A 20,837-nucleotide genomic window follows, 5' to 3' on the forward strand; every position below is an offset into this window, starting at 1 on the left:
GATGCGCACATGTTCGGGTCGCTTGGAAAACTGGTGGAACGCCAGATCAAAAAGGCGCAGGCCGAGGGCCAGTTACAGGGTCTTGAAGGCGAAGGTGAGCCCCTGCCCGACCGCTCATCCGAAGCTCAGGGCGATCCCGCTATTACAGCGGGTCATCGGATCATGGCGCAGGCCGGGGTGTTGCCCGAGGAGTTCAACATCAAGAAAGAGCTGGACGCGGCACGGCAGGACTATGCAACGCTGACCGACCCCGCGGACAGGAAAGCCGCCATGGCCCGCATCGCCGAGCTGGAGATGCGGTACAATATGGCCCGCGACGCGCGGCGCAGTTTTATGCGCTAAGAATGTTAAACAAAGGCCCGGCTAGAAATAGAAATCGAATTTTTCGATGGGTCTTTGGCGTTCGCAAATTCATACCCATCTGCCTGATGAATTGGCCCGAACTCCAATCCATTCAGACGCGCGCGTGCGCAAAAAGCCGGCACATCCACGACGTCAAAGACGAGTTTGACCGCAACCTGACCTTCTCGCGCGGCCTTGCCAGCCGGGTGCAGCAAAAGATGCGCCCCGCCTGTTTCTGGCACAAGCTCGACTATCTGGTCGCCTGCTTTTCTTTTGGCGGTAAATCCAAAATGAGTTTCGTAGAACCACACCATCTCATCCATGCGCTTTGAATAGAGGATGATACGTGTGATCTCAGCAGGCATTATTTGAACTCGGGCTTGCGGCCCTGCATCTGGGCCGTGATGACCTCGATCTGATCCGGCTTTCCGATAAGTTCCACCTGTTCGGCGGATTCCTCGATCAGAACCTCGGCGCGGGATTTGCTTTCGGCTACTTCGATCAGGCGCTTGGCCGCGCGGATGGCCGAGGGGCTTTTACCAGCAATATCCTCGGCCAGAGCAAGCGCTTCGGTCAGAGGGTCGTCGGAGAGTTTCGTCACCAGTCCCCAATCCGCCGCCCGTGGCGCGCCGATAGGACGGGCAGTGTAAGTCAGCAGACGCAACACGTCTGAACGCACAAGCTGGGGCAGCAGAACCATGCCCCCCATGTCGGGGATGATACCCCATTTCATCTCCATCACTGCCAGCTTGGCCTCGGGATGCGCAATGCGGATATCTGCGCCCAGCGCGATCTGAAGACCTCCGCCATAGGCGACGCCCTGAATGGCACAGATCACCGGGACCGGAACGCGCCGCCAGGTCAGGGCGAGCTCCTGCATCTCGTTGGCGTCCTCGTGGCTGCGGGTCATCAGCCATTCGGTCGGGTCGGTGTGGGCCATGCTGGCAAAGCTGGCCATGTCGAGCCCGGCGCAGAAGCTTTTGCCCTCGCCTGACAGCACCACGGCGCGGATATCTGCGGCGGCGACCTCTTGCCCCGCCGACAGGATCGCCTTGATCATCGCATCATCCAGCGCGTTCATCTTGTCGCCGCGGGTCAGCGTGACATGGGCGATGTGGTCTTTGTATTCGACGGATACGCGGGACATGGGACCTCCGGGGTGTTCTTTGTTGCGGCAACCATGCCAGCTCGGGACGGTCGGCGCCACTGCAACGTCAGGGCAGATCGGAGAGTGGCATCCGGCCAAACCACGGAGAATCCAGCGTCATCACATAGAACTGGTCGTCGACAACTTGCCCGCTGGTGGTAATGCCCAACCGTCCGTCCGGGTCCTGCAGCGTCCGCAGGATGGTTCCGTCGCCGTCGAACTGCACCAACATACCGCGGTGAATCGGCGCAGGGCGCACCATCGGGCCCAGCCGCCAGATCACCTTGCGCAGGAAGGGATAAGGCATCAGCGCCTCGGATGGCACGCGCGGGCTGGCGAAGGCCATCCAATAGGTGCCATCGCCCTGCGCTTTGATGTTGTCGGGATAGCCCGGCAGGTTATCGAGTAAAACCTCCTGCGTTCCGACCTTCGGGCCGGAGAGCCAGAGTTTGTGTACCCGCGCCCGTCCCGTTTCGGCGATCAGCAGGAAATCTTCGTCCGGCGAAAGGGCGATACCGTTGGTATAAACAAATCCCTCGGCGATCTTCTCGACGCTGCCGTCGGGAGAATATCGCGCGACGTAGCCGGTCGGAGATTGCTCCCAAATGGTCATGACCGAGGTGGGTTTGGTGCCGCCCATCGTTTCAGGATCGAAGCGGTCCGAAGAGTTCGAAAAATAAACCATGCCATCCTGCGCCACATCGAGGTTGTTGGCATAAATCATGGGCGCTCCGTCGATCTCGGAGGCCAGCGTCTCCAGCGTTCCTGGTCCGGACCAGCGCATCAGACCGCGAAAGCTGTCAGCAATGTAGAGCGCACCATCCGGTCCTGCACGCAGACCCAGAGGGCGACCGTCGAGTTGATCGACCTGGGTCGGCTGATCCCCGTCGATGCGATAAAGAGCGCCAGACAGGCTGGTGGTGTAGACCGCACCACCGGGCAGGATCGCAATATCTTCGGGGCCGATCTCTCCGTCCGGGAGGGAGATCAGCTGCGCTTTGTCGAGATGGGTGTTCTCAGCAAAATCACCAGTGAAACCGGGCGGCTTGGGCATCTCATGCGCGACGGGATCAACAGGGACCGGCCAGAACGACAGATAAGCAAGACCGATCAGGACAAGCCCCAGTAGAAAACGCATGCCACCTCCGAACCATGGTTGCGGACACCCTGACGGTGATTGCGACAGGGTGCAAGGCTTGCCCCTCTGCAGAGGTTGCGCTTATCTGCGGCCATGACTGGTCCTCGTTATACCCCGCTTGCGCAATCCCTGCCCGCTACCGTGCCTTTTGTCGGCCCCGAAACGCAGGAGCGCCAGCGTGGCGCGCCTTTCGTTGCCCGGATCGGCGCGAATGAGAGCGTGTTTGGCCCCTCACCTCGTGCCATTGAGGCGATGCAACGGGCGGCGGGAGAGGTCTGGATGTATGGCGATCCCGAGAACTTTGACCTACGCCATGCACTGGCGGCGCATCATGGCGTCACGCCCGAGAATATCGTGGTTGGGGAAGGTATTGATGGGTTGCTGGGCTATCTGGTGCGGCTGCTGGTCGGGTCGGGCGATACAGTCGTGACCTCGGACGGGGCTTATCCCACATTCAACTATCACGTGGCGGGGTTCGGAGGGATTTTGCACACGGTTCCCTATCGCGACGATCACGAGGACCCGGCGGCCTTGTTCGCCAAAGCGGCAGAGATGGGCGCAAAGCTGGTTTATCTGGCCAACCCGGATAACCCGATGGGAACCTGGCATTCAGGGGCGGCTATCGTTGCCGCGATGGAGGCGCTGCCCGACGGCTGCTTGCTGGTCCTTGACGAGGCTTATGTGGAATGCGCGCCCGAAGGCACCGCCGCGCCCGTTGCTGCAGACGATCCGCGTGTGATCCGGATGCGGACCTTTTCCAAAGTCTATGGCATGGCCGGGGCGCGGGTGGGTTACGCCATCGGTGCGCCGGAGTTGATTGCGGGCTTTAACAAAGTGCGCAATCACTTTGGCATGAATCGCGCCGCGCAGGCCGGAGCATTGGCGGCATTGGAAGATGGCGATTGGCTAGTGCAAGTTCAGACGCAGATTGCCGAAGCGCGCGACCGGATCGGACAAATTGCGCGAGAGAACGGGCTGGAGCCTATAAGTTCTGCCACGAATTTCGTGGCGATCGATTGCGGGCGCGATGGGGTGTTTGCCAAGGCTGTTCTGGACTCGCTGGTCGAACAGCGTGTGTTCGTGCGGATGCCGTTCGCGGCACCTCAGAACCGGTGTATTCGGGTGAGTTGCGGGGGGGAGACTGAGATGTCGGCCTTTGAAGCTGCTTTGCCTGTGGCTTTGGCGAAGGCCCGGGCCGTGTAGGGGGGCTGTCTGCCCCCCATCGCGCCATGGCGCGATCCCCCCGAAGATATTTGTGGCCAGATGAAGAGGCGGATCAGCTCTGGTTAGCGAGTGCTGCTGCGGCGGCTTCGAGGGCGCCTTTGCTGCGGGGGATATCGAGCGCGGCCATGGCGGTTTCGATGCCACCAAGCATGGCCATGATCATTTGCGCGTTTACATGGCCCATATGGCCGAGCCGGAAACAGCCGTCCCAATCCTCCATCCCAAGACCGATGCCCAGAGTCAGGCCGAGCTGGTTTTCAGTGTAGTTCCGCAGCGGCGTACCACGTCCTTCGGTCAGGCGCAGGGCGGTGACCGCGTGGCTGCGATGCGCTGGGTCGGTGACATTGAATTGAAGCGCTCCGCCTTGCGTCCAGATCTCGCAAGCGGCCCAGATGGCTTTGGCAAGGTGTTCGTGGCGGGCCCAGACATGTTCCAAGCCTTCGCCATGGATCAGATCGAGTGCTGCGCGTAGACCATAGAGGTGGTGAGTTGGCGCGGTGCCGTTGAAATACTGGTAGAACAGATCGGGATTGGCGCGGGGCTGCCAGTCCCAGTATTGCGAGACGCGGGGCATGGAGGCCCGTTTGGCCTGTGCTTTGTCGTTGAAAAAGACAAAGCCGGTACCTGCCGGGGTCATCAGCCCCTTTTGGCAGGCGGTGACCGTGACATCGACGCCCCAGGCATCCATCTCGAACCGGTCGCAACCCATCGAGGCGATGCAATCCGCCATCAGCAAAGCGGGGTGATCAAGATCGTCGAGCAAGGCGCGCAGAGCCGGGATATTGTTCCGGATCGACGTGGACGTGTCGACATGAACCGCGAGCACCGCTTTGATTTTGTGGCTGGTATCAGCACGCAGAGCTTCGGCGATACGGTCGATATCCCAGGGTGAGGACATGCCAAAATCGATCAGCTCGATCTTTGCACCGATCCCCTCGGCCATCTCTGCCCAGCCATGGGTGAAGCGGCCCGAGGCCGGGGCGAGCACGGTTTCGCCCAGGGCGAGCACGTTCGAAAGCGCGGCCTCCCACGTGCCGTGGCCGTTGGCGATGTAGATGGCGACGTTATGTTGAGTCCCGGCCACACGCTTCAGATCGCGGGTGAGCGCGGGCATCATCTCGATCAGTTCGCCGTCATAGATATTGGGCGACGGGCGGTGCATGGCTTGCAGCACCGCGTCGGGCATGACCGAAGGGCCGGGAATGGCCAGATACTCGCGCCCATGCGCGAGGGAGAGCTGGTTTGTCATGAGGGCAACCTGTTTGAATTGAGGCCTACCCTAGCGTTTCGCCCTGTGGCGTCAATCCGTCAGGCTTGCCGCCTCGCGCGCAAGTGTTTCGATCCCGGCCCAATCGCCGTTTTGAACCATCTGTTTGGGCGCAACCCAGCTGCCGCCTGCGCAGACAACATTCGACAGAGACAGGTAATCGAGGGCGTTTGAGGGCGACACGCCACCTGTGGGACAGAAGGCGATCTGCGGCAGGGGTGCGCCGATGGCTTTCAGGGCGGGTGCCCCGCCGGAGGCTTCGGCGGGGAAGAATTTCAGCATGTCATAGCCCTTTTCCAGTAGAGCCATGGCTTCACTTGCGGTGGCCGCACCGGGGAGAAGAGGCAAGCCTTCGGCTTCGCAGGCGGCGATCAGGGCATCAGTTGCACCGGGGGAAACGCCGAATTGTGCACCGGCCTCTTTGGCGGCGCGGACGTCCTCGGGGGTGATCAGCGTGCCTGCACCAACAACGCCGCCAGGGACGTCGGCCATAGCACGGATCGCGTCGAGCGCGGCGGGGGTGCGCAAAGTGACTTCAAGCGCGGGAAGGCCTCCGGCGACCAGAGCTTCGGCCAGCGGGCGGGCGTGGGCGGCGTCATCCACGACCAGAACCGGGACGATCGGGGCCAGCGCGCAGATCTCGCGGGTGCGTTGAGTTTTGGACATGGGTTCAAACTCCGAAAATGCTGGCGCCGGTGTCGGCTGAGCCGACATTCTGACGGAAGGCGCTGAAGAGGTCACGGCCAACGCCGTGTTGGTTTGCGGTGAGATCTGCAGTGGCCGGGGTGCGGTCGAGAACGCCGGGGGTGAGGATTTCAAGCTCGCCTTTGACGGCATCGACGCGCAGGAGATCTCCATCCTGCAGATAGGCGATGGCCCCGCCGTCCAGCGCCTCGGGGCAGACATGGATGGCGGCGGGCACCTTGCCAGATGCGCCGGACATACGACCATCGGTGACCAGCGCGACCTTTTGGCCCCGGCCCTGCAGGATCGACAGGATTGGTGTCAGGGAATGTAATTCGGGCATGCCATTGGCCTTGGGGCCTTGGAAGCGAACGACGACGATGACGTCATCGGTGAACTCTCCGGCTTTGAAGGCAGCCTTCACGGCGTTCTGATCATGGAACACACGCACGGGTGCTTCGACCACTTGGTGTTCTGGCGCCACGGCCGAGACCTTCATGACGCCGGTGCCCAGATTACCGGTCAAGCGCGAGAGGCCGCCCGTGGGTTGGAACGGATCGTTGGCGGGACGGACGATCTTTTCGTTCAGGCTGTGGCCTGCGCCGTCTTCCCAGACCAGTTCGCCGTTCTTAAGCTTGGGTTCCTTGGTGTAGTTGTGCAGGCCCTGCCCCGCAACGGTGAGCGTATCGGGGTGCAGCAATCCTTCCTCAAGCAGCGTGCCGATGGCAAAGCCCAAGCCCCCGGCAGCGTGGAAGTGGTTTACGTCGGCCAGACCGTTCGGATAAACCCGCGCGACCAGAGGGACCACAGCGGAGATGTCGGAAAAATCCTCCCAATCCAGCACGATACCCCCGGCCCGCGCCATGGCGATCAGGTGGATCAGCAGGTTGGTGGACCCTCCGGTAGCCATCAGGCCGACGATGCCGTTGACAAAAGCGCGCTCGTCGAGGATCTGGCAGACGGGCGTGTAGTGATTGCCCAGCGCGCTGAGCGACAGGGCGCGACGGGCGCCTTCCTCGGTCAGGGCGTCGCGCAGAGGCGTATTCGGGTTAATAAAGCTGGACCCTGGCAGGTGCAGGCCCATGAATTCCATCAGCATCTGGTTGGTGTTGGCAGTGCCGTAGAAGGTGCAGGTGCCGGGGCCATGATAGGCGGCCATTTCGGCCTTCATCAGCTCTTCGCGGCCCACTTCACCGGCAGCGAATTTCTGGCGGACCTTTGCCTTTTCGTCGTTCGGCAAGCCGCTGGTCATCGGGCCGGCTGGCAGGAAGACGGCGGGCAGATGGCCAAAGGCCTGAGCGCCAATAATCAAGCCGGGGACGATCTTGTCGCAGACGCCCAGAAACACCGCTGCGTCATAGGTGTTGTGGCTGAGCGCAACACCCGTCGCCAAGGCAATCACGTCGCGTGAGAACAGAGACAGCTCCATTCCTGCCTCGCCTTGGGTCACGCCGTCGCACATGGCCGGAACGCCGCCCGCGACCTGCGCGGTGCCGCCCGCCACGCGGATCGCATCGCGGATCAAGGCGGGATAGCGTTCGAAAGGCTGGTGGGCAGAGAGCATGTCGTTATAGGCGGTGACGATTCCGAGGTTTCCCGCAGTGCCGGTTGCCATGGAATCCTGGTCCTCACCAGCACCCGCATAGGCATGGGCCTGGCCACTGCAGGACAGATGCGCGCGGGCTGGGCCTTTGGATTTGGCCTGCTCCATCCGTTCCAAATGCGGGCCGCGCAGATCGGCGCTGCGGTCGATGATGCGTTTGGTGACGTCGGATATGACTGTGTTGACCATGATTACCCTCCGATCTGACGCCAGCGGCGCCCATCGCGATGCATCAGCATCAATGCCTCTTCGGGGCCGGAACTGCCCTGATCATATTTCGCAGGCTTGTCGCCACGCTCTTCCCAGCCGTGAATGATGGGATCGACCCAGGCCCAGGCGGCCTCGGCCTCATCACCGCGCATGAACAGGGTCTGATCACCGCGGATCACGTCCATTATCAGGCGTTCATAGGCGTCAGGCGATTGTGAGTGGTCGCCCAGCGCATCAGCAAAGCTCATGTCAAGCGCCACGTCGGACAGGCGGAAGCCGCCCTGCCCCGGTTCCTTGATGGTCGTGCGGAGGGTGATGCCTTCGTCTGGTTGCAGGCGGATCACCAGCACATTGCCATGCAGAGGCCCGACATTCGGAAAAATCGTATGCGGCGGATCGCGGAAGAACACGGCGATCTCGGATTCCCGAGCCCGCAGGCGCTTACCGGTGCGCAGGTAAAACGGCACCCCGGCCCAGCGCCAGTTGCCGATATGCGCCTTCAGCGCGATGAAGCTTTCGGTGCGGCTGGCGGGGTTGCCGACGTGATCCAGATAGCCATCGCCCCCTTTTTCGGTGCGGTACTGGCCACGAGCGATATCCTTGGGTTCCACCGGCTCCAGCGCTTCGATGACCTTCACCTTCTCATCGCGTACCGCGTTGGGCGAGAATTTCGAGGGCGGCTCCATCGCCGTCAGGCACAGCAATTGCACCAGATGGTTCTGGATCATGTCGCGCATCGCACCGGATTGATCGTAGTACGCGCCGCGCCCTTCGACACCCACGGTCTCGGCCACGGTGATCTGAACGTGATCGACATGGGTCGCGTTCCAGAGCGGTTCGAACAGCGAATTGGCAAAGCGCAGGGCCATCAGGTTCTGCACGGTTTCCTTGCCCAGATAATGGTCGATCCGATAGATTTGATGCTCTTCGAAACAGGCGCGCAGGCCCCCATTCAGCGCCTTGGCCGAGGCCAGATCATGGCCGAAGGGTTTTTCAACCACGATCCGGCTGTCAGGCGTGGCCAGCCCGTGATCGTTCAGCCGTTGCGCGATGCCAGAAAAAAGGCTTGGCCCCACGGACAGGTAAAAGGCGCGCACGACATCCGGGCGCAGTGCCTTGGCCAGATCAGGCCAGCCCGCATCCCCCAACGCATCCACCGGAACATACTCAACACGCGACAGGAAACGATCCAGAGTGTCTTTGTCGTATTTCGGGGCGAATTCATCCATCGACACGCGCAGTTGGGCGCGAAACCCGTCGCTGTCGACCTCGGATCGCGCGGTACCGATGATGCGCGCATCTTCGGGCATCTGCCCAACCGCGAACCGATGATAGAGCCCTGGCAGGATCTTGCGTTGCGCCAGATCACCCGTCGCGCCGAACAGCACGAGGTCAAACGGATCTACCGGAATTACGCGTGAAACCATGGTCCGCTTCCTTTCGAATTCCCCACCCTGCTATCTAGGGCTTCAGCCGGGATGTGAAGCGCGGATACGCTCCAATCTATGTTATCGCTAACATTTACCGGCTGGATACGGAAACCGGACACGAAAATCAAGCCCGGAATTGTCCTTGTGCTGTCAGGGCCATCACGATTGCGACCGCAACCAGTCCATCACCGACGGGCGCACGGATTGCTCGCCACGGTGCCGAGCATCGGCGATGATCTTGCGAACATCCTGCAGGTTCGACCGCAAAAGCAGGCTTTTGACCGGCCCGATTGAGGCCGGGCGCATCGACAGGGTTCGGATACCCATCGCCGCCAGACACAGTGCTTCGACCGGACGCCCGGCGTCTTCGCCGCAGAAGCTGAGCGGCGTGTCCGAGATGTTGCAACGCTCAACAATGCGTTCGATGAAGCTGAGGAAGCTGACATTCAGCGTATCATAGCGGCGGCGCACCAGTTCGTTTTCGCGGTCGGCGGCGAAGAAAAACTGCTTCAGATCGTTGCCGCCGATCGAGATGAAATCCACCTCGTCAAAGAACTTTTGCGGCGCAAATGCCAGCGATGGGGTTTCCAGCATCGCACCGACCTCAAGCGATTCCGGCAGGGCATGGCCCAGCCGTTTTTCACGCTCGATGGTCTTGTTGACCTCCCACCGGGCTTCGCGGAACTCATCGGCCTGCGCCACAAAGGGGAACATGACCGTCAACGGACGCCCGTTGGCCGCGCGCAACAGCGCCTGTAACTGCATCCGCATCACGCCGCGCTTGTCGAGGCCAACCCGGATCGCACGCCAGCCCAATGCCGGGTTCGGCTCGGCCACGTGCTTCATATAGGGCAGCACCTTGTCCGAGCCGATATCCAGCGTCCGGAACACCACGCGCTTCTCACCCGCGGCATCCAGAACGCGCTGATACTGGGTCACAAGCTCGGACCGTTTCGGCATCTGGTTGCGGATCAGGAATTGCAGTTCAGTCCGGAACAGACCAACGCCCTCGGCTCCGGAATTGCCCAGCGACGGCAGATCGGCCATCAGACCAGCATTCATCACCATATTGATGCGCGCGCCATCCTGCGTGACCGTGGGCGTTTCGCGGATCGAGGCATATCGCTCCTGCGCCTTGGCCTGCATCGCGATCTTGTCGCGGAAGGCGCTGACGACTGTATCTTCGGGGCGTAGATGAACAACGCCATTGTCGCCATCCACAAGAATATGGTCACCGTTCAACGCCTCGGTCGTGATCCGGCCCACATGCACCACCAGCGGGATCGCCAATGCGCGGGCAACGATGGTGGCATGGCTGCCGACCGAGCCTTCCTCAAGCACGATACCCTTGAGCGAGCGGCCATATTCCAGCAGGTCACCGGGACCGATATTGCGGGCGATCAGAATCGGATCGGGCGGCAGGTCTGCGCCATTGGTGGCCCCCTGCCCGGTCAGGATCCGCAGCAAACGGTTGCTGAGATCATCCAGATCCGCCAGCCGTTCGCGCAAATAGGGATCGGTCACCTGCCCCATGCGGGCGCGGGCCTGGGATTGCTCTTTCTCAACCGCAGCCTCAGCGCTGAGACCAAGTGCAATATCCTCTTCCATCCGGCGCATCCAGCCTTTGGAATTGGCGAACATCCGGTAGGCTTCGAGCACCTGCAGCTGCTCGGTATCGCCGCCCTGAGATATTTCGAGCATCTTGTCGACACCGACACGCAGTTCTTCGACCGCCTCGGATAGGCGCTCGCGTTCGCGGTGCGGATCGTCCGCAATCGGGTTGGTAATGACAACGCGGGGTTCATGCAGCCAGACATGGCCTTCGGCAGACCCTTCCTGCGCCGGGCCACCTTCCAGCTGTACAGATTGCTGGTGTAGCGGCGACAGGGCCGCGCCTTCGCCCACGAAAGCGCCCAGTTCGGCCATCTCGGCCAGAACCATGGCGACTACTTCCAGAGCGTAAACCTCATCCGCCGAAAACTCACGCGCCTCGCGGGACTGGACCACCAGAACGCCCAGTTTCTGACCCAGTCGCTGCACCGGCACGCCAAGGAACGACGAGAACCGTTCTTCTCCGGTTTCCGGCATGTAGCGGAAACCTTTGGCCGAGGGTGCGTCGGCGGCATTCACCACCTTGCCGGACTTGGCGACACGACCCACCAGCCCCTCGCCCATCCGCATCCGGGTCTTGTGCACCGCCTCGGGCGATAGACCTTCGGTGGCGCAAAGTTCCAGCGTCTCCTCATCCCGGAACAGATAGATCGAGCAGACCTCTGCCCGGATACTGTCGGCAATCAGCTGCGTGATCCGGTCAAGGCGTTCCTGACCGGCGGCCTCGCTGGCCATCTCCTCGCGTAACCGCCCGAGCAGCTTGCGGGATTCTGTTTCCGTACCGTCCGCCATGGCCCAACCGTTTTATGGTGTCAGGCGTGACCCTTGGCTGAAACGCTCAGGCCGCCTTGTCCAGTTCAAACGCATCATGCAGCGCCTGAACCGCAAGTTCCATGTATTTCCTGTCGATCAACACGGAAATTTTGATCTCGGAGGTTGTGATGACCTTGATGTTGATCCCTTCATCCGAGAGGATTTTGAACATCTTCGCCGCAACACCGGATTGCGAGCGCATGCCGATACCCACGACCGAGACCTTGCAGACGTCTTCGTCCGCAACCAATTCGGCATAGTTCAGCTCACCCTGTTCCTTGATCGCCAGCAACGCTTTTTCTGCGCGGGTCACCTGATTGGTGGGGCATGAGAAGGTCATGTCCGTGCGCCCTTCGTCCGAGATGTTCTGGACGATCATATCGACGTTGACGCCTTCATCGCTGAGCGCGGTAAAGATGATCGAGGCGATGCCCGGGCGGTCGGCCACGGATACGACGGTCATCTTGGCTTCGTCGCGGGAATAGGCCACACCGGCCACAACATTGGATTCCATGATATCCTCCTCGTCGCAGACCAGCGTACCGGCCTCGTCGGATTGTTCTTCGAAACTTGAGAGAACGCGCAGTTTAACCTTGTAGCGCATCGCCAGCTCGACCGAGCGGGTCTGCAGCACCTTGGCCCCCAATGAGGCCAATTCGAGCATTTCCTCGAACGAGATCCGGTCCAGCTTGCGCGCCTTTTCACAGATGCGCGGGTCAGTGGTATAGACGCCGTCTACGTCCGTGTAGATATCGCAGCGCTCGGCCTCGAACGCGGCGGCAAAGGCCACTGCCGTGGTGTCCGAACCACCCCGGCCCAGCGTCGTGATACGTCCTTCGGGGCTGATGCCCTGAAAACCTGCGACCACCGCAACGCGCATGCCTTCGCCGAACTTCTGGTTGATGTTTTCAGGCGGGATCTCTTCGATCCGGGCTGCCGAATGCGCGCCATTAGTGATCAGCGGCACTTGCCAGCCCTGCCAGCTGCGCGCCGGGATATCCATTTCCTGCAAGGTCAATGCCATCAGACCCGCGGTGACATTCTCGCCCGAGGACACCACAGCATCATATTCGCGCGCGTCATAAAGCGGTGAGATCTCGTCAACCCAGCCGACCAGCTCGTTGGTTTTACCCGACATGGCCGAGACGATGACGATGACGTCATACCCCTTGGCAACCTCAACACCCACACGCTTGGCAGCGCGGCGGATACGGTCAAGATTAGCGACCGAGGTGCCGCCGAATTTCATCACAAGTACGGGCATGGGGGCAAAAGTCTCCGCGCCAGGGATTTCTGATCCCGTGCCTCTTATGCGAGGGGGGACGCAAGGGCAAGGGCGCAAAGAAGTTTCACCTGCGGCGCAGGGCCGCTTTACATTGTAGTCTGCCGGTGCCAGCCTGCCGGCATCTGTTCGACCATGAGGATTTCCATGTATCGTTTTGCCGCCGCCCTGACCCTGATCTCAACCGCTGCCCACGCGCAGGTCGCGACCCTGTCGGGCACCGATGGCGAGAATTCGCTGGGTACCGTGCCCTGCGCCGCACTTTCGGGCGAGCCGATGGGCAGCTGCCCCGCCGAATTGCGCAAGCGTGAAGATGGAACCGCGACGCTGGCCGTTCAGTTGAAAACCGGAGAGGTACGGCGGATCTACTTTACAAACGGAATACCTGATTCCAGCAGCTCGACCGCGAAGCTGACCTATGAGACGCCGGGTGACATCATGGTGATCTTCATCGAACCCGGTGAGGTCTACGAAATTCCCAAGGCAGCATTGGCCAATCAATAGGGATGCGCGCGACCGTCCCAGGTTTCGAAACAGCCCGTGGTCTCAATCGATAGCGCATCAAACCGTTCGAGCAGGCCCTTGACGGACTGATCGGCAGTGATATCTGCGGCATTCGTGCCCATATCTGTCTGGACCCAGCCAGGGTGATAAATACCGACCGCGATGCCATCACCGCGCAGGTCGGTCGCCAAATTGCGCCCCAGATTCAGCGCAGCGGCTTTGGAAGCCCGATAGATGTAACTGCCCCCCGGCGCGTGGGTGTGCGAAGCCATCTGAGACGACAAAATCGCGATTCTGCCCTTTGCTGCACGCAGATTGGTCAGCAAAGACTGAATGGTCAGAAACACGCCGGTCACATTGGCTGAAAAAGTCTGGTCCCACATCTCTGCCGGGTAGCCGTCCAGATCATGGCCTTTGTCCAGATAGACGCCTGCGTTGCAAACTAGCAGGTCGACCGGTTGGTCCCGCAATTGTTCGGACATTGCCTGCTGTTGCGCCGGGTCAGAGACATCCAGCCGAACCTCGGCACTGCCGTCGCGGGCCGTGCCGGTAACAGCATGACCATTGGTACGATATTGTTCTGCAAGGGTTTTTCCGATCCCACGCCCTGCGCCTGTAATTACGATATGCATTGATCAGTTGGTCTTTCGCGAGGGGACAAAAGGCAAGGGCGCCACCGGCACGCCGTCTTCGACCAATGCGCGGGCTTCCTCGGGCTTGGCTTCGCCATAGATTGCACGTTCAGGCGCGTCCCCCAGATGTATCTTTCGGGCTTCCTTGGCGAAATCCTGACCGACGTAATCCGAATTCTCTTCGACCTTGCGGCGCAATTCGGACAGAACCTGTTCGACGTCAGGCGACGGGGTAGACATGCTGATCTGATCTGAGTCCGGGCTGGTCGGAACCTGTTCGGCAACCGCCGTGCGCGCAGGTCGGACCCGCGGCGTCATGATCGCCTTTTCCACGTTTTCGCAGCCGCAAACAGCGCAGGTGACCATCCCAGCAGCCGACAGTTTGTCATAGGCGGCTGCGGACTGAAACCAGCTGTCAAAGCTGTGGCCGTTGCTACATTTCAATGCGTATTGAATCATCACAGGTCCAGAATACGGTTGCCGAATAGATACCGACCAACATGGCAATATCAAGTCTTGATCTTGCCTCTATTGCGCGAGATGTCCGAATCCACGCAGGAGTGAAGCCAGTTCAGGCGACGCCACCCGCTGTGCGGCCTTCTTGGGCGACAGCCATTTGCGCCTGCGTTCCCCGGCCTCGGGGAAATGTGTCGCCATCTGCCGCACATGCAGAGGAAACACATCAACTAGGCACAACGCTGACGCCTTGTTGGGCCTGTTCTTGACATAGGCGAAACGCCCTAGCCTCTCGGTGCCGCAAACGCCCAGCACACCAGCCTCTTCCCAGGCCTCGCGGGCGGCTGTCTGTGATGGGCTGATCCCGTTGATCAACCACCCTTTGGGAATGATCCAACGCCGCGCCCTGCGTGTCGTTACCAGCAATATCTGAGGCTGGCCCGCATCGACCCGATAACACAAGGCCGCCGCCTGAGAGTAGATCGGCAGCGCCCCGGAAAGCGAGAGGCTTTCGGTCGAAAGCCCATCTGTCGTCGCGCGACTGCGCCCATCAAACACGGTCCATACTCACTGCTCGCTCCGCTTATGTTGCGGTTTATACAGTGAAAAATACCACATACTGGGACATGAGCCAAGCTTTTTGCGTGGCTTACCTCAGGCAGCCATGCGTCCCGAAAGACGTCTCACCAGCTCATCATGCGGGATATCCGCGTCGATTGCCAAACGTCGCAGCCCAAAATGGACATGCGCGATCTGCTGATAATATCGCGTGTAGATGAAGTTCGTGCCCCCTCCGGCCAGCGCGCCCAAAAGCGGAACAGACTGAGCCGCAAGTTTCTGCCCAAGAACAACGGACAGACGCGGCGCCACCATGGCAATCAGGCGTTGCATTGCGGGGCCAGTCAGCGTCAGACGCATCGAAAAGAACCCCAGATCAGCGCCATCATCCTTCTCCAGCGGCCCGGCGGCGGACAGCACCCGGATCGAGTCGAATTTCACGTTCTCGGCCGTCGGATCAAACCCTTCCCGCGCCGCAGCGCCCTGTATCGCACGCAGGATCATCGCTGTGGTGGCGGGCAACTCGATCAAAGCAGTCGACACACCCCCAAGCCCCCCGGCGGCACCCATCGCCGTAGTCAACGCCGTATTGATCCAAGGTTTTTGATCCGGCACGGCACGACGCGAGCCCTCGGCGGCATGCATCGCAAGCCAAAGCGCCTGCTCGGTGGCCTCGGTCAGGCCAAGCCGCACCGGTTCGGGCAGCTGTTCCAGCAAAGACTCTGCCGACCCGCCCAGCTTGTTCAATAAAGTAACCCCGGAGCCTCCAGCAGAGGCGTAAAGCTGCGCCAAGCGGTCAAGCTCGGCCTCGGGATCAAGTTTTTCGACAAGGACTACGTCCTGCATCAGTGCCCTCCTGTCTTAAAAACATCGGCACTTTGCAGAGGTTTTTCAATGGGTCAATGGCTCCAACGAGTGACAAGCCCTTGAATTCCAGACCAAACCCCGGGGTTGAGTTCCAGCCCAAGTACCCGTTCCGGGTTTGTAGGCGGCGGCATCTCAACACCTGTGAGCCGAGAAAAACCAAACCGCGCATAATAGGGTGCATCGCCCACCAGCATGACGCGATCCCAGCCTTTGGCGCGCCCGGCTTCGACCCCCTGATGGATCAGATAACCGCCCAGCCCTTCCCCCTGATGGGTCGGATGCACGGCGACAGGGCCCAGCAATAACGCGTCGTGTTCACCCACATGCACAGGCCAGAACCGGATTGCGCCCGCCAGAATACCCTGCCCGTCGCGTGCGACCTGCGAAAGGCCCGCGACAGGCGGCACATCATCGCGCAAACGGTAGGATGACAGCGCCTCGCGCCCGGGCGCAAAGCACAGGTCATAAAGGGCCTCGACCTCCCACCAATCATCCGGCGCCTCCGGCCTGATCCTGAATTGCTGCACGCGCGCCCTCTTTTCCTTGCTGGAATTCGCCCTAGCACTTCGATACGCCTTGGGCAAATGCTTGGAGACCTTGATGTTCTATCGCCCCGAAGACGGCCACGGCCTGCCGCACAACCCTTTCAACGCCATCATAACGCCCCGTCCGATCGGCTGGATATCGACGCGCGATGCTGAAGGGATCAATAACCTGGCCCCCTATTCCTTCTTCAACGGGGTCGCCTATACACCGCCGCAGGTGATGTTTGCCTCAACCGGCACGAAACACGATCAGAATGGCGGCAAGGACAGTATCGCCAATATCGAGGCCACGGGCGTATTCTGTGTCAACATCGTGGCGCACGCGCATCGCGACGCCATGAATGCCAGCTCGGAAGGTCTGCCGAAGCATATCGATGAGTTCGCCCATGCAGGGCTGACACCGGTTGAATGTGAAACCATCAGTTGCGCGCGGGTTGCAGGGGCACCCGCGGCGCTGGAATGCAAGCTCACGCAGATCGTCACGCTTCCCGGTGAGGCCAACCGGGTGGTGTTCGGAGAGGTCACCGGCGTGCATCTGCACGACGATCACATCATCGATGGCAAGTTTGACGTCACCTCGTTCAACCCCGTCGCCAGATTGGGCTATCGGGATTATTCAGTTGTGACGGAATTGTTCTCGCTCAACCGTCCCGACGATTGAAAGGTTGGAAATGGGGGCTCTGCCCCCGCCGCCCTTCGGGCGTCTCCCCCGAGATATTTATAGCCAGATGAAGCAGGGGATCCGTTCTTCATCTGGCCCCAAATATCTCGGAGCGCGAGGCAGAGCCTCGCAAAATATCATCAGTGGCCGCCCAAAATACCGGTTCGGACAGAATAATCGACAGCCAGTTCGTAATCCGGGTCGTCATCACTGTCGACCATCAGGTGGCCGGCCTTGTTCAGCAGCTTATGACAGTCGCGGCTCAGGTGCCGCAGCATGACGCGCTTGCCGGCCGCCTCGTATTTGGCGGCAATGTTCTCGATGGCCTGAAGGGCGGATTGGTCGACTACGCGGCTGGCTGCAAAGTCGATGATCACGGTTTCAGGGTCATTGGGTACGTCAAACAGTTCCACAAACCCTTCGGACGAACCAAAGAACAGCGGACCCTGGATTTCGTAAACCTTTGCGCCCTCTTCGGTAGCGGAGTCCCGAGTGACGGCGTGGATGCGTTTGGCGTTGTTCCATGCATAGGCCAGGGCCGAGACAATCACACCAACCACAACGGCGACAGCAAGGTCTTCCATCACCGTCACCACAGTCACCAGTACGATCACGAACGCGTCTGTCAGAGGCACTTTGCGCAGGATATTCAGAGAGTTCCAGGCGAAGGTTCCGATCACAACCATGAACATCACCCCCACCAGCGCGGCCAGCGGGATCTGCTCGATCAGGGATGACCCGACGAGGATGAACAGCAGCAGGAACAGCGCCGCAGCGATGCCTGCGATACGCGTGCGCCCGCCCGATTTCACGTTGATCATCGACTGACCGATCATCGCGCAGCCGCCCATGCCTCCGAAGAAGCCGGTAACCACGTTGGCGGTGCCCTGCGCGATGCACTCCTGCGAGGCACCTCCGCGTTTGTTGGTAATCTCACCCACGAGGTTCAGGGTCAGCAGGGATTCGATCAGGCCAATGGCAGCGAGGATCAGGGCATAGGGCAGGATGATTTCGAAAGTTTCCCAGTTCAGCGGCACCATCGGGATGTGGAAGCTTGGCAAGCCACCCTCGATCGAGGCCAGATCGCCAACGCGCGGAACGTCCAGCCCGACGCCGATGACCAATGCGGCCACGACCACAATGCCAGCCAGAGGCGCTGGGATGATGCGGGTGATGCGGGGCATGACCCAGATCACTGCCATGGTCAGCGCGACCAGACCCAGCATGGTATAAAGCTGCATGCCCGAGAGCCATTCTCCGCCGCCCATACCGTGGCCCGTGTTTTCCATGGTGCCGGGGACTTTGAACTGACCCAACTGCGCCAGAAAAATCACAATCGCAAGGCCGTTCACAAAGCCCAGCATCACCGGATGCGGCACGAGACGGATGAAGCGGCCCCAATGCATCGCCCCCGCGATGATCTGCATGATCCCCATCAGCACTACAGTCGCGAACAGGTATTCGACCCCGTGCTGCGCGACCAGAGCGACCATGACCACGGCCAGCGCGCCGGTTGCGCCTGAGATCATGCCCGGACGACCACCAATCAGCGCCGTGATCAGGCCCACCAGAAAGGCGGCATACAGGCCGACCAGCGGGTGCACCCCAGCGACAAAGGCAAAGGCCACGGCTTCGGGTACGAGCGCCAGAGCAACGGTGAGACCAGACAGCAGTTCGATCCGCAGGCGGGAGAAGGTCAGCCCTTCATCGGGCACCCAGCGCAGATCGGGTATGGCTAGGCGATTGGCAAAGCTTGCCAGCAAGGCTCGGGGCATGGATCAGTCCTGTCGGTCGGTTATGTTCGCGCGAAAGGGGCCTTCTAGCGGCCAAAAGCATCTTGAGATACCGCGCGTGGTGGGACCCAGACATGCATCAGGCGCATAGCTTGCGCGAATTACGCGCAAACCGTTGAAGCCACTTGTCAAAAACGGCTGTGGCCCGCAGAACTCTCTCAGCAGGAATTTTCAACGGAGAATGATCGTGACCCAAACAAAAATCGCCGTCATCGGAGGATCGGGCATTTATGACATCGATGGTCTGGAAAATGCCGAATGGGTTACGGTGGAAACGCCTTGGGGCGCGCCGTCGGATCAGATCCTGACCGGATCGCTGGGCGGGGTCGAGATGGCGTTCCTGCCGCGTCATGGGCGTGGCCACGTGCACTCCCCGACCGAGGTGCCCTATCGCGCCAATATCGACGCCCTGAAACGGTTGGGGATGACGGATGTGATCTCGGTCTCGGCCTGCGGATCGTTTCGCGAACACATGGCACCGGGTGATTTTGTGATCGTGGATCAGTTCATCGACCGGACTTTTGCGCGGGAAAAGAGCTTTTTCGGAACCGGCTGCGTTGCCCATGTCAGTGTGGCGCATCCCACTTGTCCGCGCCTGTCTGATGCATGTGAGACCGCAGGCAAGGCCGCCGGCATTACCATCCATCGCGGTGGCACCTATCTGGCGATGGAGGGGCCGCAGTTTTCCTCGCTGGCGGAATCCAAGATGTATCGCGAGCAATGGGGGTGTGACGTGATCGGCATGACGAACATGCCCGAAGCGAAGTTGGCCCGCGAAGCCGAGCTTTGTTATGCCTCAATCGCCATGGTCACCGACTATGACAGTTGGCACCCGGATCACGGCGAGGTCGACGTGGCCGCCATCATCGCCACGCTGACCGGCAATGCCGAGAAAGGCCGGGCGCTGGTCAAGGGCCTGCCCGCCTTGCTGGGGGCCAAGCGTGAGCCCTGCCCGCATGGCTGTGACCGGGCACTGGAATATGCCATCCTGACCGCCCCTGAAAAACGCGACCCGGCTTTGCTGGCCAAGCTGGATGCGGTGGCTGGGCGGGTGCTCTGACCTCAGTTTTGCGACAGGGTTTGCTGTACATTATCCCACAGACCATGTGACCAGAGGTCGTTATGAGTGCCGTCGGGGATCACATAAAGCTGCGCGGTGTCGGACATCTCGGCCAGGGCTTGTCCGTGGTGCAGGGGGATGGTCTCGTCCATGGTGCCATGGAAGATCAGCGTTGGCACTGTGATCTTTTCGATCAGATTGCGCGTTGCAAATTGATCTTTCATCAGCGCTGAGACCGGCAGCAGCGGGTAACGTTCAGCCGCGACGTCGACGGTTGCGGTGAACGGAGCCTCAAGTACTAACAATTCTGCGCCGGGCCGTTGCTGGGCTACGGCAGCAGCGATGCCGGTGCCGAGGCTCTGGCCATGCAGGACCACTTTCTCGCCTTCTCCAATCAGCCGGTCGTAAAGCTGAATACCGTCAGAGATCAGAGCCAGTTCAGAGGGTTCGCCCTCGCTGCCCGGAAATCCGCGATAGCTGGGCGCAAGCAGGCCATAGCCTGAGTTCAGGATCTCACGCAGTCGGTCGGCCCGGTCGCCCAGATTTCCGCTTTGACCGTGGAAGAACAGAACCGTCGGCGCATCAGCGATTGCGGCGGGGGCAGCCCAGACAGTCAGTACGGTGCCATCGGCCATTGGCAGCGACAATGCATCGACATCCGCCAACCCGACAGAAGCCGGATCAGGCAACTCGCCATCGGGCTTATAAAGTAGCGATTGCTGGCTGAAATACATATAGCCAAGGACAGAGGCATAGATAACGGCCCCGGCCAGCAGGAGGCCAAGCAACACGCGTTTCGCGCGCCCGATACCGAAATGGACGTTGCCCAATCTCGCATCTGAATACTGCGTCTCTGCCATCGCCTCTTCCTTTGGGTTGCACTGCGAGTCTGGGGGCTCATAGGGAGGTTTCAAGATATATGAATCAAGCTTCATCCAGTCTTAAGCCTATTGCGCTGATGTCAGAACACCCGGCTATTGCGCTCGTAAAAGGTTGAATTGGCCTCATGC

The 20,837-nt window shown here is 60.6% G+C and carries 21 protein-coding genes; 5 read left to right on the forward strand and 16 right to left on the reverse strand.

What is annotated here, in order from left to right; genetic code table 11:
• Positions 1 to 9: 9 nt before the first annotated feature.
• Positions 10 to 342 carry a DnaJ family domain-containing protein gene (locus ACR0IV_RS07850; protein WP_480657127.1) on the forward strand — a complete coding sequence of 111 codons (333 nt, stop codon included), beginning with the start codon at positions 10 to 12 and terminating at the stop codon, positions 340 to 342.
• A gap of 5 nt (positions 343 to 347) precedes the next feature.
• On the opposite strand, the gene ACR0IV_RS07855 is transcribed toward ACR0IV_RS07850, so the two are convergent.
• The 3 genes from ACR0IV_RS07855 to ACR0IV_RS07865 all read right to left on the reverse strand — a co-directional run bounded on the left by ACR0IV_RS07855 (position 348) and on the right by ACR0IV_RS07865 (position 2,627).
• Positions 348 to 707: a VOC family protein gene (locus tag ACR0IV_RS07855; RefSeq protein ID WP_480657126.1), complete on the reverse strand. Its 360-nt coding sequence runs from the start codon at positions 705 to 707 to the stop codon at positions 348 to 350.
• The gene (locus ACR0IV_RS07860) at positions 707 to 1,489 is read right to left on the reverse strand and encodes a crotonase/enoyl-CoA hydratase family protein (protein WP_480657125.1); all 783 of its coding nucleotides are present in this window, start codon (positions 1,487 to 1,489) and stop codon (positions 707 to 709) included. Before ACR0IV_RS07860 ends, ACR0IV_RS07855 begins: the two co-directional genes overlap by 1 nt.
• Before the next feature lie 67 nt (positions 1,490 to 1,556).
• Positions 1,557 to 2,627, reverse strand: a complete 1,071-nt coding sequence (locus ACR0IV_RS07865) for an SMP-30/gluconolactonase/LRE family protein (RefSeq protein ID WP_480657124.1) — start codon at positions 2,625 to 2,627, stop codon at positions 1,557 to 1,559.
• Positions 2,628 to 2,720: 93 nt separating this feature from the next.
• On the opposite strand from ACR0IV_RS07865, the gene ACR0IV_RS07870 reads away from it, so the two are divergent.
• Positions 2,721 to 3,830, forward strand: coding sequence for a pyridoxal phosphate-dependent aminotransferase (locus ACR0IV_RS07870; RefSeq protein ID WP_480657123.1), 1,110 nt, complete (start codon positions 2,721 to 2,723; stop codon positions 3,828 to 3,830).
• Between the two features lie 73 nt (positions 3,831 to 3,903).
• On the opposite strand, the gene ACR0IV_RS07875 is transcribed toward ACR0IV_RS07870, so the two are convergent.
• The 6 genes from ACR0IV_RS07875 to ACR0IV_RS07900 all read right to left on the reverse strand — a co-directional run bounded on the left by ACR0IV_RS07875 (position 3,904) and on the right by ACR0IV_RS07900 (position 12,733).
• On the reverse strand, positions 3,904 to 5,100 hold the full coding sequence (locus ACR0IV_RS07875; RefSeq protein ID WP_480657122.1) for a pyridoxal-phosphate-dependent aminotransferase family protein: 1,197 nt from the start codon (positions 5,098 to 5,100) through the stop codon (positions 3,904 to 3,906).
• Positions 5,101 to 5,151: 51 nt separating this feature from the next.
• Entirely contained in the window at positions 5,152 to 5,784 is a 633-nt protein-coding gene (locus ACR0IV_RS07880; protein ID WP_480469192.1) for a bifunctional 4-hydroxy-2-oxoglutarate aldolase/2-dehydro-3-deoxy-phosphogluconate aldolase, read from the reverse strand.
• A 4-nt stretch (positions 5,785 to 5,788) separates the two neighbouring features.
• On the reverse strand, positions 5,789 to 7,594 hold the full coding sequence (edd, locus tag ACR0IV_RS07885) for a phosphogluconate dehydratase (RefSeq protein ID WP_480469191.1): 1,806 nt from the start codon (positions 7,592 to 7,594) through the stop codon (positions 5,789 to 5,791).
• A 2-nt stretch (positions 7,595 to 7,596) separates the two neighbouring features.
• A complete protein-coding gene (zwf, locus tag ACR0IV_RS07890) occupies positions 7,597 to 9,042 on the reverse strand; it encodes a glucose-6-phosphate dehydrogenase (RefSeq protein ID WP_480657121.1) in 1,446 nt (481 codons plus the stop codon).
• A gap of 162 nt (positions 9,043 to 9,204) precedes the next feature.
• Entirely contained in the window at positions 9,205 to 11,448 is a 2,244-nt protein-coding gene (ptsP, locus tag ACR0IV_RS07895) for a phosphoenolpyruvate--protein phosphotransferase (RefSeq protein ID WP_480469189.1), read from the reverse strand.
• 46 nt (positions 11,449 to 11,494) lie between these two features.
• On the reverse strand, positions 11,495 to 12,733 hold the full coding sequence (locus tag ACR0IV_RS07900; protein ID WP_480469188.1) for an aspartate kinase: 1,239 nt from the start codon (positions 12,731 to 12,733) through the stop codon (positions 11,495 to 11,497).
• Between the two features lie 165 nt (positions 12,734 to 12,898).
• On the opposite strand from ACR0IV_RS07900, the gene ACR0IV_RS07905 reads away from it, so the two are divergent.
• Entirely contained in the window at positions 12,899 to 13,255 is a 357-nt protein-coding gene (locus tag ACR0IV_RS07905) for a hypothetical protein (RefSeq protein WP_480657120.1), read from the forward strand.
• Here ACR0IV_RS07905 and ACR0IV_RS07910 read toward each other — a convergent pair.
• The 5 genes from ACR0IV_RS07910 to ACR0IV_RS07930 all read right to left on the reverse strand — a co-directional run bounded on the left by ACR0IV_RS07910 (position 13,249) and on the right by ACR0IV_RS07930 (position 16,295).
• Complete coding sequence (locus ACR0IV_RS07910) at positions 13,249 to 13,887, reverse strand: SDR family NAD(P)-dependent oxidoreductase (RefSeq protein WP_480657119.1); 639 nt, start codon at positions 13,885 to 13,887, stop codon at positions 13,249 to 13,251. The genes ACR0IV_RS07905 and ACR0IV_RS07910 overlap by 7 nt on opposite strands.
• Positions 13,888 to 13,890: 3 nt before the next feature.
• Positions 13,891 to 14,346: a DUF1178 family protein gene (locus ACR0IV_RS07915; protein WP_480657118.1), complete on the reverse strand. Its 456-nt coding sequence runs from the start codon at positions 14,344 to 14,346 to the stop codon at positions 13,891 to 13,893.
• Between the two features lie 69 nt (positions 14,347 to 14,415).
• Complete coding sequence (locus tag ACR0IV_RS07920) at positions 14,416 to 14,901, reverse strand: NUDIX hydrolase (RefSeq protein ID WP_480657117.1); 486 nt, start codon at positions 14,899 to 14,901, stop codon at positions 14,416 to 14,418.
• Positions 14,902 to 14,997: 96 nt separating this feature from the next.
• Positions 14,998 to 15,747: an EcsC family protein gene (locus ACR0IV_RS07925; protein ID WP_480657116.1), complete on the reverse strand. Its 750-nt coding sequence runs from the start codon at positions 15,745 to 15,747 to the stop codon at positions 14,998 to 15,000.
• A gap of 53 nt (positions 15,748 to 15,800) precedes the next feature.
• On the reverse strand, positions 15,801 to 16,295 hold the full coding sequence (locus ACR0IV_RS07930; RefSeq protein WP_480469182.1) for a GNAT family N-acetyltransferase: 495 nt from the start codon (positions 16,293 to 16,295) through the stop codon (positions 15,801 to 15,803).
• Between the two features lie 73 nt (positions 16,296 to 16,368).
• On the opposite strand from ACR0IV_RS07930, the gene ACR0IV_RS07935 reads away from it, so the two are divergent.
• A complete protein-coding gene (locus ACR0IV_RS07935; RefSeq protein WP_480657115.1) occupies positions 16,369 to 16,974 on the forward strand; it encodes a flavin reductase family protein in 606 nt (201 codons plus the stop codon).
• A 140-nt stretch (positions 16,975 to 17,114) separates the two neighbouring features.
• On the opposite strand, the gene ACR0IV_RS07940 is transcribed toward ACR0IV_RS07935, so the two are convergent.
• Positions 17,115 to 18,749, reverse strand: a complete 1,635-nt coding sequence (locus ACR0IV_RS07940; protein WP_480469180.1) for a SulP family inorganic anion transporter — start codon at positions 18,747 to 18,749, stop codon at positions 17,115 to 17,117.
• 205 nt (positions 18,750 to 18,954) lie between these two features.
• On the opposite strand from ACR0IV_RS07940, the gene ACR0IV_RS07945 reads away from it, so the two are divergent.
• The gene (locus ACR0IV_RS07945; RefSeq protein WP_480469179.1) at positions 18,955 to 19,827 is read left to right on the forward strand and encodes an S-methyl-5'-thioadenosine phosphorylase; all 873 of its coding nucleotides are present in this window, start codon (positions 18,955 to 18,957) and stop codon (positions 19,825 to 19,827) included.
• Positions 19,828 to 19,829: 2 nt separating this feature from the next.
• Here the strand turns inward: ACR0IV_RS07945 and ACR0IV_RS07950 are convergent, their stop codons facing one another.
• Positions 19,830 to 20,687 (reverse strand): alpha/beta hydrolase, encoded by an 858-nt coding sequence (locus ACR0IV_RS07950; protein WP_480657114.1) that lies wholly within the window; start codon positions 20,685 to 20,687, stop codon positions 19,830 to 19,832.
• Positions 20,688 to 20,837: the final 150 nt, after the last annotated feature.

Source organism: Ruegeria sp. C2, from assembly GCF_056537765.1.